Origin of the sequence: Streptomyces sp. ISL-43 (genome assembly GCF_018614195.1) — a bacterium.
Lineage (GTDB): Bacteria > Actinomycetota > Actinomycetes > Streptomycetales > Streptomycetaceae > Streptomyces.
On the sequence record NZ_JAGGOT010000013.1, the window covers coordinates 82,969 to 96,253 of the forward strand.

A 13,285-nucleotide genomic window follows, 5' to 3' on the forward strand; every position below is an offset into this window, starting at 1 on the left:
ACCGGCACTCCGCCGGCTGACATGCCGCCGGCCGACACTCCGCCGGGGTCAGCCCTTGCGCGGCCGCAGTCGCGCCTGGAGGTGGTGCTGCATGGGCTGTCCCACCGCGGCCATTTCCTGCACGATCGTCAACTCCCCGTCCTGGAGGGCGTACCGGCGCCGCATGCCGGTCACCTGCTTGGCCCGGGGGGTCAGCGCCACGGTCTCGGTCGCCATCTCGATCTCCGTACCGGACGCGTGGCCGACGTACGTCTCGACGATTCCCGTCGGGTGGGCGAGCGTGACCTCGATGGAGGCGTCCGGAAGGATCCGCCACCACCCGGCCTCACGCCCCGCGGGGCGCAGGGCCACCCCGGACTCGTCGATCAGCCATGCGCGCGACTCGTAGCACAGGAAGGGCCTGCCGTCGTGGCTGAAAGTGATCTCCTGCTCGTAGCGGAAGCCGTGCTCCAGGGTCGGGTACTCGCCGCTGCCCTGGCCGTGCCAGCGTCCGATGAGGCCCAGCACCGGCTGGAGTTGGGGATGCGGCTCGGGGCCCTCGCCGAGGACGTGGCTGTCGGGGAAGGGGTTCTCCTGCGCCGGTTCGAGCACGGTGCGTTCTCCTGTTCGTGGGTCCCCCAGGGGTGTGCACGCCAGGGGTGTGCGCGGTCGACGGGGGCCTTCGGCCGCGCCCCCATTGTCGTCGCCGTGCGCGCCGGACCCCCGCGCGCCCCGCACGTCGGGCCCTGCCCGTAGCGGCGGCACGTAGCGTCCTGCTTCCGGCGCCTACGGGTACGGCGTCCTACAGGTAGAGCCCCGCCTCGGTGTCGTGCCCCTGCGGCGGCAGCAGGGCCGAGGGGCCGGTCGTGCCGCGGCGCAGGGCGTAGAGCTCCGCCAGGGTCGCCCCCTCGCGGGAGACGCCCTCGTCGGTGCCGAGCCACTCCACCGCCTCGCGGTGGGTGAGCCGGCCGACCTCGATCCGGGCCAGGCAGCGGCCGGGCCGGACCACGGCCGGGTGGAGCCGCTCCAGGTCCTCGTTGGTCGTGACGCCCACGAGTACGTTGCGCCCCTGGCCGAGCAGCCCGTCCGTGAGGTTGAGCAGCCGTGACAGCGCCTGCCCGGCGGTGTGCCGGGCCTCGCCGCGGATCAGCTCGTCGCAGTCCTCCAGCAGGAGCAGCCGCCAGCGCCCCTTCGCCGTGCCCTCGTCCTCGCCGATCGCGATGTCCATCAGGTAGCCGACGTCGTTGAACAGCCGCTCCGGGTCCAGGACGCAGTCCACCTGGCACCAGTCGCGCCAGGACCGGGCGAGCGTGCGCAGCGCCGAGGTCTTGCCGGTGCCGGGCGGACCGTGCAGCAGGAGCAGCCGGCCCGCGATGTCGTCCGGGGTGAGCTTCATCAGCCGGTCCATCGCCCCGGCCACCGGAGCCGTGTAGTTGGGCCGGACGTCCGCCCAGGTGCCGGCCGCGATCTGCCGGGTCGTCCGGTACGGGCCGCGGCGCGGGGAGACGTACCAGAACCCCATCGCGACGTTCTCCGGCTGCGGTTCGGGCTCGTCCTGCGCGTCCTGCGTGGCCTCGCCGAGCACCCCGGCGGCGAGTTCGTCGCTGACCGCCGTCACCGTGACGTCCGCGCCCCGGCTCCAGCGGGACACCAGCATGGTCCACCCCTCGCCCTCGGCGAGCGTCGCACTGCGGTCGCTGTCGCGCGCCGAGCGCAACACGGTGGCCCGGGGCGGCAGCAGGGTCGCACCCGCCTTCACCCGGTCGATCGACACGCTGTGCGAGAAGGGCTGCTCGCCGGACGCGAAACGGCCGAGGAACAGCGCGTCGACGACATCCGACGGGGAGTCGCTGTCGTCGACGTTGAGCCGGATCGGCAGCGCGTCTTGCGGGTTGGCTGGCATGGCGCCCATGATCCGGCACGAAGTGCCCTCATGCACCCGTGTTTCGCCGGATCGGGTGGCGGGATTCCCTCTTCAAACGTCGTGCGGGTGAAGATTCCGACCGCATGTCTGCCCCGAACATTCTTGGCATGAACACTTCCAGCGGGCCTCGGCTCCTTGTACCACGGACTCAGGAGTAACCCCCCACAAGGAGCCGCACACATGAGCATGAGAATGCCTCGTCTCGCCGCCTTGGCCTCCGCCGCGTTACTCGCCGCGGGAGCAGCCCTGTTCGGCGCCGGTCCGGCCGGTGCAGCCGCCGACTTCGGCTACGTCGCCCTCGGCGACTCGTACTCCTCCGGAGTCGGCGCCGGCAACTACGACAGCGCCAGCGGGAACTGCAAGCGCACCACCCGTGCCTACCCGGCCCTCTGGGCCGCCGCCCACGCTCCGCAGACCTTCTCCTTCGTCGCCTGCTCGGGCGCCCGTACCGGCGATGTGATGAGCGGCCAGCTCGCACCGCTGAACGCCGGCACCGACCTGGTCAGCATCACCATCGGGGGCAACGACGCGGGCTTCTCCGACGTCATGACGACCTGTGTGCTCCAGTCCGAGTCCACCTGCGTCAGCCGGGTCAACCAGGCCAAGGCCTACGTCGACTCCACCCTCCCGGGCCAGCTCGACACGGTCTACAACGCCATCCACAGCCGGTCCCCGGGCGCCCGCGTGGTCGTCCTCGGCTATCCCCGCTTCTACAAGCTGAACGGCAACTGCGTCGCCGGACTGACCGAGGGCGAGCGCACCGCCATCAACGGGGCGGCCGACTACCTCAACGCCGCCATCGCCAAACGCGCCGCCAACCACGGCTTCGCCTTCGCCTCGGTCGCGAGCGCCTTCACCGGCCACGAGATCTGCTCCGGCAGCGAGTGGCTGCACAGCCTCAACTGGCTGAACATCGGCGAGTCGTACCACCCCACCGCCGCCGGACAGTCCGGCGGCTACCTGCCGGTCTTCACCGGCGCGGCCTGACGGCACGGCGCGGATCGACGGCGTCACGGATCGACGGCCTCACGGACTGACGGCGCCGTGGATCGACGGCGTCACGGACTGACGGTCGGACCCGGCTTCGGTGACGGGGAACCGGTCGGTCCGGAGGTGCCGGGGGAGGAGGCTCCGCCCGTCGGGGTCTCCTCCCCGCACGTCACCGAGAACTCCAGCCAGGCCGAAGCCGCCTCCGCGGGCGCCCGGACCTCGAGCCGCACCGCGTCCTCGAAGGTCGCGTCCGCGTAGTGGGTCAGCTCCGTGTGGTCCAGCCGTACGCTTCCCGGCCCACCCGCCGGGTACGTGACGCTCTGCCAGCCGGGGCCGGAGGTCACCCCGCTGCGCGTGACCCACCGGTACTCCACCACCGCCGGGGTGCGGTCCACCGCGACGGTGGCGGTGAAGGCGGGCGCCTCGGCGGCGGCCGGCGGGCAGGTGCCTCGATAGGTGTCCCGGACGGCCTGGACGGCGGACACGGTGATGATCGGCGGGGGCGTGGCCGAGGGGGAGGGCGACGGCGAGGGGGAAGGGGAGGCGCTGGGCGACGGGGCCGGGGAAGGCGAATCGCTCTGCGTCACGCTCGGGGTGACCGTCGGACCGTCCTCGGGGCCGTCGCCGGTCCCGCGCTCCTTCAGGAGCAGCCAGCCCAGCACGGCCAGCACCGCGAGCAGCACCACGATTCCGCCGGTCAGCACCAGCCCGGCCCGGTTCTGCCGGGATCCGGCCGGCGGCGGCGAACCGTACGGGGCCGCGGGCGAGGAAGCCGGCGTCTGCGCCGGCATCGGCATCGGCGGGGTCGGCCGGCCGTACCCGTGCTGCGCGGTGGAGCCCGGCGAGCCGGACCCCGACCCGAGCGCCGGTCCCGCCGCCGGACCCGACACCGGCCCGCCGGAGGCCCGTACGGTGCCGCCCGCGCCGATGATGCGCAGCATGCGGGTCGCCTCCGCCGCGGGCAGCCGCTCCTCGGGGGCCTTGACCAGCAGCCCCTCCAGTACGGGCGCCAGCGGCCCGGCCCGCAGCGGCGGCGGGAACCCCTCGTCCACCACCGCCCGCAGCGTGGCCACCGGGGTGTCCTTGCGGAACGGCGAGACCCCCTCGACGGCCGCGTACAGCGTCACTCCGAGCGACCAGAGGTCCGACTCGGGACCCGGCTCGCGGCCGAGCGCGCGCTCCGGCGCGAGGAACTCGGGGGAGCCGACCACCTCGCCCGTCATGGTGATGGCGCTCGCGCCCTCCAGGCTCGCGATCCCGAAGTCGCCGAGCACCACCCGCCCGTCGTTGGCGATCAGCACGTTGCCGGGCTTGACGTCCCGGTGCAGCACCCCCGCCTCGTGGGCGGAGCGCAGCGCGGCCAGCACCTGCTCGCCGATGTGCGCGGTCCGCTGCGGGGTGAGCGGCCCGTCGCCCTCCATGACCTCCGCGAGCGAGAGCCCCCGTACGATCTCCATCACGATCCAGGGCCGGCCGTCCTCGGTGGCCACGTCGTAGACGGTGACGACGCCCCGGTGCGAGACGCGGGCCGCGGCCCAGGCCTCCCGTTCCAGGCGCCGGTACATCCGGTCCACCTCGGCGGCGTCCATCCCGGCCGGCGCCCGTACCTCCTTGACGGCGACCTCGCGGCCCAGGACCTCGTCCCGGGCCCGCCACACCATGCCCATGCCGCCCCGGCCGAGGGGGCCCAGCAGGCGGTACCGTCCGGCGATGACGCGCTCGCCGCCGCCGCCCTCGTTCGACGCAGACTCAGTCACCCAAAGCCTCACAAGCCTCTGTTCCCGCGCGACCCGCACGGGTCACCGGACGATCACTCCAAGTTAGCGCAGCGTGCCCCGTACGGCTCCTGTCGCGGCGGGAGTCGGGCGAGTACTTCCGGATCGCTCCCATCTCGCCCCCGGGCCCGTCGATTTGTGCGGAGAGTGACGGTCGACTCCGCTGAGTAATCGTCAACTCCCGCTCGGTACAGGGGCAATTCACACGACCGGGATACCCGAGCGCGACGTGGGGACGATAGGGTTACCCTGCCCGGTGGGCCGGGTGCCCTCGTACGGGTGGGGAGAGACATGGAACAGATAGCAATGCGCAGCAGGCCGCCTCGCGTGCCTGCCATCACCTGCGGCAGCAGCGCGGCCAGCTCGCGCCTCGACCGCCACCTTGCCGTGCTCGGCGGTCCCGCCGTCCCGCACCGCGAGTCGGCCGAGGCGACGCTGCTGATGCGCGAGCTCACCTCGCGCGACCACACGCACCGCCTGCGGAGCCGGAGCGCGCGCGTCTCGCTCTTCGCGCCGCTGCGGCGGCTGCGTCGCACGCTCTTCGGCAGCCGCCGTTCGTAACGTTCCCTTCTCCGACCCCCGCAGTGCCGCCGTTTCGTCCCCGGCCTGATCAACCCTGCCCAGTCAGCGAACGACACCGTCCCGGCGCAACGCCGTGATCTGTTCGCCCGTCATCCCCAGGGCGAGCAGCAGGAGTTCGGTGTGCTGGCCGAGCGCGGGCACCGCACCCATGTGCGGTGCCGCGCCGCCCGGCAGTCCGATCGGCGGCAGCAGGGCCCGCAGCGGGCCCGCAGGCGAGCCCACCTCCCGCCAGCGGTCCCGGGCTTCCAGCTGCGGGTGCGCGGCCAGCTGCGCCACCGAGTTGAGCCGCGCGCAGGCGATGCCCGCCGCCTCCAGGCGCTCGATCGCCTCGTCGGCGCCGAGCCGGCCCAGCGCGCCGGCCACCACCGCGTCGGTCTTCTCCCGGTTCGCGGTGCGCGCGGCGTTCGTCGCGTAGCCCGGATCATCGGCCAACTCCGGCCGCTCCAGCAGTTGTTCGGCGAGCCGGCGCCACTCCCGGTCGTTCTGCACCGACAGCAGCACCCGGTCCCCGTCCGAGGTCGGGTAGGCGTCGTAGGGCGCGATCACGGCGTGCGCCAGGCCGGTCCGCACCGGCTGCTCGCCACCGTGCATCGTGTGGTGCAGCGGATGCCCCATCCACTCGGCGAGCGCGTCCAGCATCGACACCTCCACCCTGCCCCCGCGCCCGGTGATCCCGCGCCGCAGCAGGGCCGCGAGCACCCCCGAGAAGGCGTACATGGCGGCGGCGATGTCCGCCGCCGGGATCCCGGCCTTCACGGGCCGCTCCGGCGTCCCGGTCACCGAGACGAGGCCGGCCTCGCACTGCACGAGCATGTCGTAGGCGCGCTTGTGGGCGTACGGGCCCTCGGCCCCGTAGCCGGAGACGTCCACGGCGACCAGCCGGGGGTAACGCGCGCACAGTGCAGCCGAGTCGAGCCCGAGCCGGGCGGCCGCGCCCTGCGCGAGGTTCTGCACGAACACGTCGGCGCCTTCGAGCAGTCCGTGCAGGACCTCGCGGCCGCGCGGGTCCTTCAGGTCGAGCGCGATCGACTCCTTGCCCCGGTTGGCCCACACGAAATGCGAGGCGAGACCGTGCGCGGCGGTGTCGTAGCCGCGCGCGAAGTCCCCGCCGTCGGGCCGCTCGACCTTGATCACCCGAGCGCCCAGGTCGGCGAGCTGGCGGGTGGCGAAGGGGGCCGAGACGGCCTGCTCCACGGCGACGACGGTGATTCCGGCGAGCGGGAGCGGGTCGATGGCGTGCGTGTCGGGTTCCATGACGCTCTGCCTACCGGCCCGGAGGGGGATCTGTCATCACACGGGGTGTCGATATCCCCCAATTCCGATGGTTTATCTGCGCATGGTATGGCGCGTCGTTCATCGACTCGCACGAAAGGTCGCCCACGAGACGCCCGACCGCACTCGATCCGCGCTCCCCGATCCGGCGGATGGCGGTCCTGGTGGTAGCTCTGGTCGCCGGTCTCGCACTGGGGGCAGGCCCGGCGCCCGCCGCGGGCCGGACGCCTTCGGCGTGGTCCTGAACGACGCGAACACGAGCTCCCCCGGGGTGACCCGGCTCGGCCCGGGGCCGCAGTCGGTGGGCGCGGTGCCCGCGGGCGCCGAGCGCGGCGTCGTGGTCCGCGTTCAGCCGAGGCCACGCGCGAACCTGCGCGTGGCCGCCGGCACGAACAGGACCAGCAGGGCCAGCGACCAGAGCAGCGCCCCGGCGACCGGGTGCGCGACCGGCCAGGCGGCGCCGGCCGCGTCCTCGCCTCCGACGTTTCCGCACAGCGAGCGCACGGCGGTGGCGACCGCGCTGATCGGGTTCCACTCGGCGACCGTTCGCAGCCACCCGGGCAGCCCGGCGGTCGGCAGGTACGCGCTGGAGAGCATCGGCAGGACGAAGGTCGCGCCCCCTATCTGCCCCGCCGCCTCCTCGCTCTTGCTCAGCAGGCCGAGGTAGGTCCCGACCCACGCGGTGGCGAAGCGGAAGAGCAGCAGGACGCCGAAGGCCCCGGCCGCCCCGGCGAGGCCGTTCTCGGCCCGCCAGCCCATCGCCAGCCCCACCAGCATCAGCGGCACCATCGAGACGGCGGTGGTCACCAGGTCCGCCGCCGTCTGCCCCAGTGGCACCGCGGTCCGGCTCATCGGCAGGGTCCGGAAGCGGTCCATCACCCCGCGGTGCGCGTCCTGCGCGGCCGTGAACATGCCGGTCATCAGGCCGTTCGCGGCGGTGGCGGCGAGCAGCCCCGGGACCAGGAACTGCCGGTACTCGGAGCCCGGCATGGCGAGCGCGCTGCCGAAGACGTAGCCGAAGAACAGCAGCATGGTGACCGGCATGGTCTGGGTGAGGATCAGCAGGGCCGGGGCGTGCCGGGCCTTTTGCAGCTGGCGGGTCAGGACGGCGCCGCCGTCGGACAGCAGGGTGCTCATGCGGCGTGCTCCTCGAACCCGGTGGCGGGACGGGCTCCGGTGAGGCGCAGGAACACCTCGTCGAGGGTGGGCGGGCGCAGGCTCGCGTCGGTGACGTCGATGCCGGCCGCGTCGAGCGCTCGGACGATCCGCGGCAGCGTGAGCCCGGCGTCGAGGACGGTCGCGCCGACGGTGAGGCGCTCCGGGTCCAGGGCGGGCAGGCCCCCCGTCAGCTGATCGAGCACGGCGGCCGCGCCCTCGAGGCCCTCGGCCCCGGCGACGCAGACCTCGGCGTAGGCGCCGATCCGGGCCTTGAGCTCGGCCGGGGTGCCGGTGGCGGCGGCCCGGCCGTGGTCCACGACCACGATGTCGTCGGCGAGCCGGTCGGCCTCCTCCAGGTACTGGGTGGTGAGCAGCACGGTCGTGCCCTCGCGCGCCAGATCCCGTACGGCCGTCCAGATCTGCCGGCGGGCCGCCGGGTCGAGGCCGGTCGTGGGCTCGTCGAGGAACAGCACCCGGGGGCGGGTGACCAGTCCGGCGGCCAGGTCGAGCCGCCGGCGCATGCCGCCCGACCAGGTGCCCGCCACCCGGTCGGCGGCCTCGGCGAGGCCGAAGCGCTCCAGCAGCTCGCCGGCGCGGTCCCGGGCGGCCCGGCCGCGCAGTCCGGCGAGACGGGCGAACAGCCGGAGGTTCTCGGTTCCGGTCAAGTCCCCGTCGACCGAGGCGTATTGGCCGGTGGCCCCGATGGCGCGGCGGACGGCGGCCGGGTCCCGGGTGACGTCGTGGCCGGCGACGAGGGCGCGGCCGCCGGTGGGCGCGGTGAGGGTGGTGAGGATCCGGACGGCGGTTGTCTTGCCCGCGCCGTTGGGGCCGAGGAGGCCGCAGACCGTGCCCTCCGGGACGGCGAGGTCGAGGCCGCGCAGGGCGTGGACCTCGCCGTAGCTCTTCTCCAGACCCTCACTAAGTACGGCGTACGTAGTAGTCATGGAGTGCACCCTACCCGACTACGTACGGCGTACGTAACTACGATGGAGGGCGATGGACGAGGTGATGAGCGATGACACCCAGCGGCCGCTCCGCTGAACCCGAAGTGATCTGGGCCCGCCCGCCGCGGGCCGGTCGCGGCCCCCGGCCCGCGCACAGCCGCGAGTCGATCGCCGCCGAGGCGGCGCGGATCGCCGACGAGGAGGGGATCGAAGCCGTCTCCATGCGGCGCGTGGCGGCCGGGATCGGCGCCGGGACCATGTCCCTCTACAACTACGTGCCGCGCAAGGAGGACCTGTACGAGCTCATGGTCGACGCGGTCAGCGGGGAGTACGACCTCGAGCCGCCGGCCGGCGACTGGCGGGCCGACCAGCTCGCGCTGGCCCGCCAGACCCGGGCCCTCATGCACCGGCACCCCTGGCTGCCCCGGCTGCTGAGCCCGGTCCACGGATTCGGCCCGAACGCCCTGCGGTACCTGGAGCACAGCCTTGCCTGCCTGGCGCCGCTCGACGCCCCGGGCGGGGAGAAGCTGGAGCTGATCGCCGCGGTCAACGGCACGGTCGCGACCTTCGTGGCGGGCGAGCTGGCCCTGGCCGAGCGGGCCCGCCAACTCCCCTGGAGCGAGGCGGCCGAACAGGGCGTACGGGCGGCCTGGCTCGGCTCCCGGCTGGCGACGGGGGAGTACCCGCTACTGGCGGGCGTCCTCGCGACCGCGCCGGGGGTGCCGGGCGAACTGACCGACCCCGCCGAGGTGTTCGACCGGTCGGTGTCGCGGCTGCTGGGGGCTTGGGGGACTGACTAGGGGCTGGGCTGGGGGGCTGGGGCGGCTGTGTCGGGGCTTGTGGCCTTGCGGGGGAGCGGGGCGCGCGGTGCCGGGCGAGGCCCGGCCCGTGCGGCCCGGCGCGGGTCAGAGGAGTGCGAACTGCCCGCCAGGGCCCTCCTCTTGGTGGTCCAGCACCGAGGCCGGCCGCCGGGCCCAGCGCGGTGGCGGCAGCACCCCGGCCGCGCGCAGCCCCGCCGTGTCCAGCCCCGCCGCGTCCGGCTGTGCCGTGTCCAGGGGTGGTCCGGCCTCGAACGCCGCCCGCTCCGGGGCCAGTTCGGCCAGCAGCGCCAGGGTCGTCACCAGGGTCAGCAGCTCCGTGGTCCAGCCCTGGGGCCACTCGGCCGGGCCCAGCGCCTCCAGTCCGTCGGCCTCCGGGTCCCGGTGGGCGAGCCGGGCGGCGAACCACGCCTCCAGGACCCGGACGCCCTGGACCTCGTACTCCCACGCCGCGGCGGGGACGGGGGAGACGGTCCCGGTCCCGATGCTCAGCGTCTCGCTCTCAGGGTCGTACGAGAGCTCGCGCGGCCAGGCCGGCAGCGCCGAGCGGACGTAGGGCCGGCGCCCGCCCGGCAGCCGGGGCGGTTCGCCGCCGCGCGCCCCGCGCAGCCGGACGGAGAGCAGCCGGTGGCCCAGCTCCAGCCCGGCCCGCCAGCGCGTGGCGTCGGCGGTGAGCGGGACCTCGTAGCCCCGCGGTCCGGGGCGGCCCGCCGCGAGGATCCAGCAGAGCACGTCCTCGGGGGTGACCCAGGTGCCGTAGTGCTCGCCGAGCAGCGGCAGCAGGCCGGGGGCGAGATTGGGCTCGGCGCCGCCCGGGCGGCGGTGCAGGGGGCGGATCCGGCCGAGCCGGCCGGCCGGCAGGTGCGCGGTGACCAGCGGTTCCGGGTGGGGCAGGCCCTTCGAGTTCTGCGCGTTCTGCCGGTTCGGCCGGTTCTGCGAGGCCCGGGGGCTCTCCACGAGGAACAGCTGGTGCTCGTCCAGGACCCGCCACAGCTCCGGGCGGGCCAGGTCGATGAGCCGCTGGTCGGGCAGCAGCCACTGCTCGTCGAAGGGCTCGTGCAGCACCCGTACGGGTTCGGGACAGGGGCCCGGCGTGTCCGCGAAGCGGGCCGTCGAACCCGCCCGCCGGCCCGGCAGCGCCGCCGCCCCGGCGGCGGGGGTCCGCGCCCGGGTCGGGCGGAACAGCCGCTCCCGCTCGGGGCCCCCGGCGGCCGCCAGGGCCGCCCAGCGGGCGCGCAGGGTCGCCGGGTCGGGGGCCGCCACCCAGGCCCGTCCCAGGCGCAGGGGACTCACGGACCAGGGCATCAGCTCGTCCAGCAGCGGTACGTCAGCGCTCACCCGGCCGATGGTAGCGACGCCGCCCGGTGGCCGGGCCTCGTCCAGGCCGGAGAGTTAGGCTCCTTGTGTATGGATCCGCGTGTATGGATCCGCACCGACCCAGGTGACCCGGGAGGCGGTCATGAGCCAGTACGACGAGTACTCGACCCCGTCGCAGGCCGAGGGGGAGCGGCTCGACGAGGACATGGACGACAACCAGAAGAAGCAGCGCCACGCCCAGACGACGCGGACCACTCCGTCCCAGGCGGAGGGCGAGCGCGGGACGGAGGACGAAGAGAAGAAGTAGCCCGTTCGCCGTTCGGCGTTCCCGTCCGGCGGTCGCGCGGTCGGGCGGTCGCGCGGTCGGGCGGTCAGTGGGCGTCGACCGTCACCGTGAAGGAGAAGCGGTCCCCGCGGTAGCGGATCCGCGCCACGTCGACCACCCGGCCGCTCTTGTCGTAGGTCACGCCCGTGTAGTGCAAGATCGGGCTCAGCAGCGGCACTTGGAGCAACTCGGCCGTGGCCGGGTCCGCGAGACGCGCCTCCACGGTGTCGGTGATCCGGCTGATGTCGACCTTCACGATGTCGCGCAGCACCTTCGTCATCGGCCAACGCTCCAGATCGGCAAGGTCGATCGCCTCCGCCAGCTCCGGACGCACCGCGTTCTCCGCCCAGTTGGTCGGCTCGCCGCTCTCGCTGTCGTGGCGCAGCCGGCGGTACGTGACCACCTCCGGCGTGTCCGGGAAGTGCTGCAGCAGCTCCCCGGGCACGGCCGTCCGCTCCTGGCCGAGGATCGTCGTACGGTCCCCCGACTGCTGCGCGACGATCGCGTCGACCGATCCCAGCAGCTGCACCGGGGCCCCGCGCATCGCCGCCGGCTCGATGAAGGTCCCGCGCCGCCGGTGGCGGCTGATGAGGCCCTCGGCCTCCAGCTCCTTGAGCGCCTGCCGCATGGTCAGCACGCTCACCCCGTAGTGCTCGGCGAGCCGCTCCTCGGTGGGCAGGCGCAGCGAGGCGTCCGCCGTGCGCCCCAGTATCGAGGCGCGCAGCGACTGGGAGACCTGGTACCAGAGCGGAAGCTTCCGGTTCAGTACCAGCGAGTCGGGGGCGAAGGCGGTCACGGGTGGTTCTCCGTAGGACGGGCGGCCGGCGCGAGGCGTCGTGCCGGCCGCTGGTCGCTGCTTGCTGGTGATACTAGGCGCGGAAGTGGCGCTGGAGGCCCTGCCAGACGTCGTCGTATCCGCTCTGCAGGTGCTCCGCGCCGGCCGCCTGGGCGGTGGCGGTGATCGGCCAGCGGGTCTCGAACATGAAGGCCAGCCCGTCATCGATCTTCTGCGGCTTCAGCTCGGCGGCGCTCGCCCGGTCGAAGGTCTCCCGGTCGGGTCCGTGCGCGGACATCATGTTGTGGAGCGAGCCGCCGCCGGGCACGAAGCCCTCGGCCTTGGCGTCGTAGGCGCCCTCGATGAGGCCCATGTACTCGCTCATCACGTTCCGGTGGAAGTACGGCGGGCGGAAGGTGTCCTCGCCGACCAGCCAGCGCGGGGCGAAGACCACGAAGTCCACGCCCGCGAGGCCCGGGGTATCGGAGGGCGAGGTCAGCACGGTGAAGATCGACGGGTCGGGGTGGTCGTAGCTGATGGAGCCCAGGACGTTGAAGCGGCGCATGTCGTAGACGTACGGGACGTGCGTGCCGTGCCAGGCGACCACGTCGAGCGGCGAGTGGTCGTAGGTCGCGGTCCAGAGGTTGCCGCAGAACTTGTTGACCACCTCGGTCGGGCGCTCGCTGTCCTCGTACGAGGCCACGGGCACCTGGAAATCGCGCGCGGCGGCCAGGCCGTTGGCGCCGATCGGGCCCAGGTCGGGCAGCTCGAAGGGGCGGCCGTAGTTCTCGCAGACGTAACCGCGGGCGGTCTCGTCCTGCAGCTCGACGCGGAAGCGGACCCCGCGCGGGATCAGCGCCATCTCGCCGGGGCGGGCGCTCAGCAGGCCGAACTCCGTGCGCAGCAGCAGGCCTCCGCGCTCGGGGACGATCAGCAGCTCGCCGTCGGAGTCGCTGAACACCCGGTCTGTCATGGGGGAGTTGGCGGAGTAGAGGTGGATGGCCATGCCGGCGCGCTGGGCGGCGTCGCCGTTGCCGCCGAGGGTCCACAGCCCGGCCAGGAAGTCGGTGCCGGGGGCCGGGTCGGGCAGCGGGTTCCAGCGGAGCCGGTTGGGGTCCGCGGGGGCCTCGGTGAAGGGCGCGGTGCGCAGGGCACCGTTGTCGGTCCGGGTGAAGGGCGGGTGCGCGGCCGAGGGGCGGATCCGGTAGAGCCAGGAGCGGCGGTTGTGGGAGCGCGGCTCGGTGAACGCGCTGCCGCTGAGCTGCTCCGCGTAGAGCCCGAGGGGCGAGCGCTGGGGAGAGTTGCGGCCGATCGGGAGCGCGCCGGGCACCGCCTCCGAGCTGTGCTCGTTGCCGAAGCCGGTGAGGTAGTCCAGCGCCTCCGCCGTCTTCCTGGCCTGCTCGCTGCTGCCGCCACTCATTGCACG

13 protein-coding genes are annotated in these 13,285 nt (G+C 73.9%); 4 read left to right on the forward strand and 9 right to left on the reverse strand.

Features of this window, described 5'->3' with window-relative positions:
* Positions 1-48 precede the first annotated feature (48 nt).
* Complete coding sequence (locus tag J7F03_RS08355) at positions 49-591, reverse strand: FABP family protein (protein ID WP_214948015.1); 543 nt, start codon at positions 589-591, stop codon at positions 49-51.
* Between the two features lie 190 nt (positions 592-781).
* Entirely contained in the window at positions 782-1,882 is a 1,101-nt protein-coding gene (locus J7F03_RS08360) for a DUF5925 domain-containing protein (protein ID WP_214948016.1), read from the reverse strand.
* Positions 1,883-2,089: 207 nt separating this feature from the next.
* Between J7F03_RS08360 and J7F03_RS08365 the strand changes: the two genes are divergently transcribed.
* A complete protein-coding gene (locus J7F03_RS08365) occupies positions 2,090-2,890 on the forward strand; it encodes an SGNH/GDSL hydrolase family protein (RefSeq protein ID WP_214948322.1) in 801 nt (266 codons plus the stop codon).
* A 71-nt stretch (positions 2,891-2,961) separates the two neighbouring features.
* On the opposite strand, the gene J7F03_RS08370 is transcribed toward J7F03_RS08365, so the two are convergent.
* Positions 2,962-4,650 (reverse strand): serine/threonine-protein kinase, encoded by a 1,689-nt coding sequence (locus tag J7F03_RS08370; protein WP_308379238.1) that lies wholly within the window; start codon positions 4,648-4,650, stop codon positions 2,962-2,964.
* A gap of 309 nt (positions 4,651-4,959) precedes the next feature.
* Here J7F03_RS08370 and J7F03_RS08375 point away from each other — a divergent pair, with 309 nt between their 5' ends.
* Positions 4,960-5,229, forward strand: a complete 270-nt coding sequence (locus tag J7F03_RS08375; RefSeq protein WP_214948017.1) for a hypothetical protein — start codon at positions 4,960-4,962, stop codon at positions 5,227-5,229.
* 63 nt (positions 5,230-5,292) lie between these two features.
* Here the strand turns inward: J7F03_RS08375 and J7F03_RS08380 are convergent, their stop codons facing one another.
* From J7F03_RS08380 to J7F03_RS08390, 3 genes are all read right to left on the reverse strand, one after another.
* The gene (locus tag J7F03_RS08380) at positions 5,293-6,504 is read right to left on the reverse strand and encodes a CaiB/BaiF CoA-transferase family protein (protein WP_214948018.1); all 1,212 of its coding nucleotides are present in this window, start codon (positions 6,502-6,504) and stop codon (positions 5,293-5,295) included.
* A 366-nt stretch (positions 6,505-6,870) separates the two neighbouring features.
* Positions 6,871-7,659, reverse strand: coding sequence for an ABC transporter permease (locus tag J7F03_RS08385; protein WP_214948019.1), 789 nt, complete (start codon positions 7,657-7,659; stop codon positions 6,871-6,873).
* Positions 7,656-8,624, reverse strand: a complete 969-nt coding sequence (locus tag J7F03_RS08390) for an ATP-binding cassette domain-containing protein (RefSeq protein ID WP_214948020.1) — start codon at positions 8,622-8,624, stop codon at positions 7,656-7,658. Before J7F03_RS08390 ends, J7F03_RS08385 begins: the two co-directional genes overlap by 4 nt.
* A gap of 71 nt (positions 8,625-8,695) precedes the next feature.
* On the opposite strand from J7F03_RS08390, the gene J7F03_RS08395 reads away from it, so the two are divergent.
* Positions 8,696-9,424: a TetR/AcrR family transcriptional regulator gene (locus J7F03_RS08395; protein WP_214948021.1), complete on the forward strand. Its 729-nt coding sequence runs from the start codon at positions 8,696-8,698 to the stop codon at positions 9,422-9,424.
* 105 nt (positions 9,425-9,529) lie between these two features.
* On the opposite strand, the gene J7F03_RS08400 is transcribed toward J7F03_RS08395, so the two are convergent.
* Positions 9,530-10,747, reverse strand: a complete 1,218-nt coding sequence (locus tag J7F03_RS08400) for a type ISP restriction/modification enzyme (protein ID WP_214948324.1) — start codon at positions 10,745-10,747, stop codon at positions 9,530-9,532.
* Positions 10,748-10,901: 154 nt separating this feature from the next.
* On the opposite strand from J7F03_RS08400, the gene J7F03_RS08405 reads away from it, so the two are divergent.
* Positions 10,902-11,066 carry a hypothetical protein gene (locus J7F03_RS08405; protein ID WP_214948022.1) on the forward strand — a complete coding sequence of 55 codons (165 nt, stop codon included), beginning with the start codon at positions 10,902-10,904 and terminating at the stop codon, positions 11,064-11,066.
* A gap of 64 nt (positions 11,067-11,130) precedes the next feature.
* On the opposite strand, the gene J7F03_RS08410 is transcribed toward J7F03_RS08405, so the two are convergent.
* Together J7F03_RS08410 and hmgA are read right to left on the reverse strand one after the other, a co-directional pair.
* Positions 11,131-11,880, reverse strand: a complete 750-nt coding sequence (locus tag J7F03_RS08410) for a GntR family transcriptional regulator (protein ID WP_214948023.1) — start codon at positions 11,878-11,880, stop codon at positions 11,131-11,133.
* A gap of 73 nt (positions 11,881-11,953) precedes the next feature.
* Positions 11,954-13,279, reverse strand: a complete 1,326-nt coding sequence (gene hmgA / locus J7F03_RS08415) for a homogentisate 1,2-dioxygenase (protein ID WP_214948024.1) — start codon at positions 13,277-13,279, stop codon at positions 11,954-11,956.
* Positions 13,280-13,285: the final 6 nt, after the last annotated feature.

Coding starts and splice junctions, on each gene's coding strand:
- J7F03_RS08360 (WP_214948016.1), bottom strand. CDS start 1,882: ATGCCAGCCAACCCGCAAGACGCGCTGCCGATCCGGCTCAACGTCGAC.
- J7F03_RS08365 (WP_214948322.1), top strand. CDS start 2,090: ATGAGAATGCCTCGTCTCGCCGCCTTGGCCTCCGCCGCGTTACTCGCC.
- J7F03_RS08375 (WP_214948017.1), top strand. CDS start 4,960: ATGGAACAGATAGCAATGCGCAGCAGGCCGCCTCGCGTGCCTGCCATC.
- J7F03_RS08380 (WP_214948018.1), bottom strand. CDS start 6,504: ATGGAACCCGACACGCACGCCATCGACCCGCTCCCGCTCGCCGGAATC.
- J7F03_RS08385 (WP_214948019.1), bottom strand. CDS start 7,659: ATGAGCACCCTGCTGTCCGACGGCGGCGCCGTCCTGACCCGCCAGCTG.
- J7F03_RS08390 (WP_214948020.1), bottom strand. CDS start 8,624: ATGACTACTACGTACGCCGTACTTAGTGAGGGTCTGGAGAAGAGCTAC.
- J7F03_RS08395 (WP_214948021.1), top strand. CDS start 8,696: ATGACACCCAGCGGCCGCTCCGCTGAACCCGAAGTGATCTGGGCCCGC.
- J7F03_RS08400 (WP_214948324.1), bottom strand. CDS start 10,747: ATGCCCTGGTCCGTGAGTCCCCTGCGCCTGGGACGGGCCTGGGTGGCG.
- J7F03_RS08405 (WP_214948022.1), top strand. CDS start 10,902: ATGAGCCAGTACGACGAGTACTCGACCCCGTCGCAGGCCGAGGGGGAG.
- hmgA (WP_214948024.1), bottom strand. CDS start 13,279: ATGAGTGGCGGCAGCAGCGAGCAGGCCAGGAAGACGGCGGAGGCGCTG.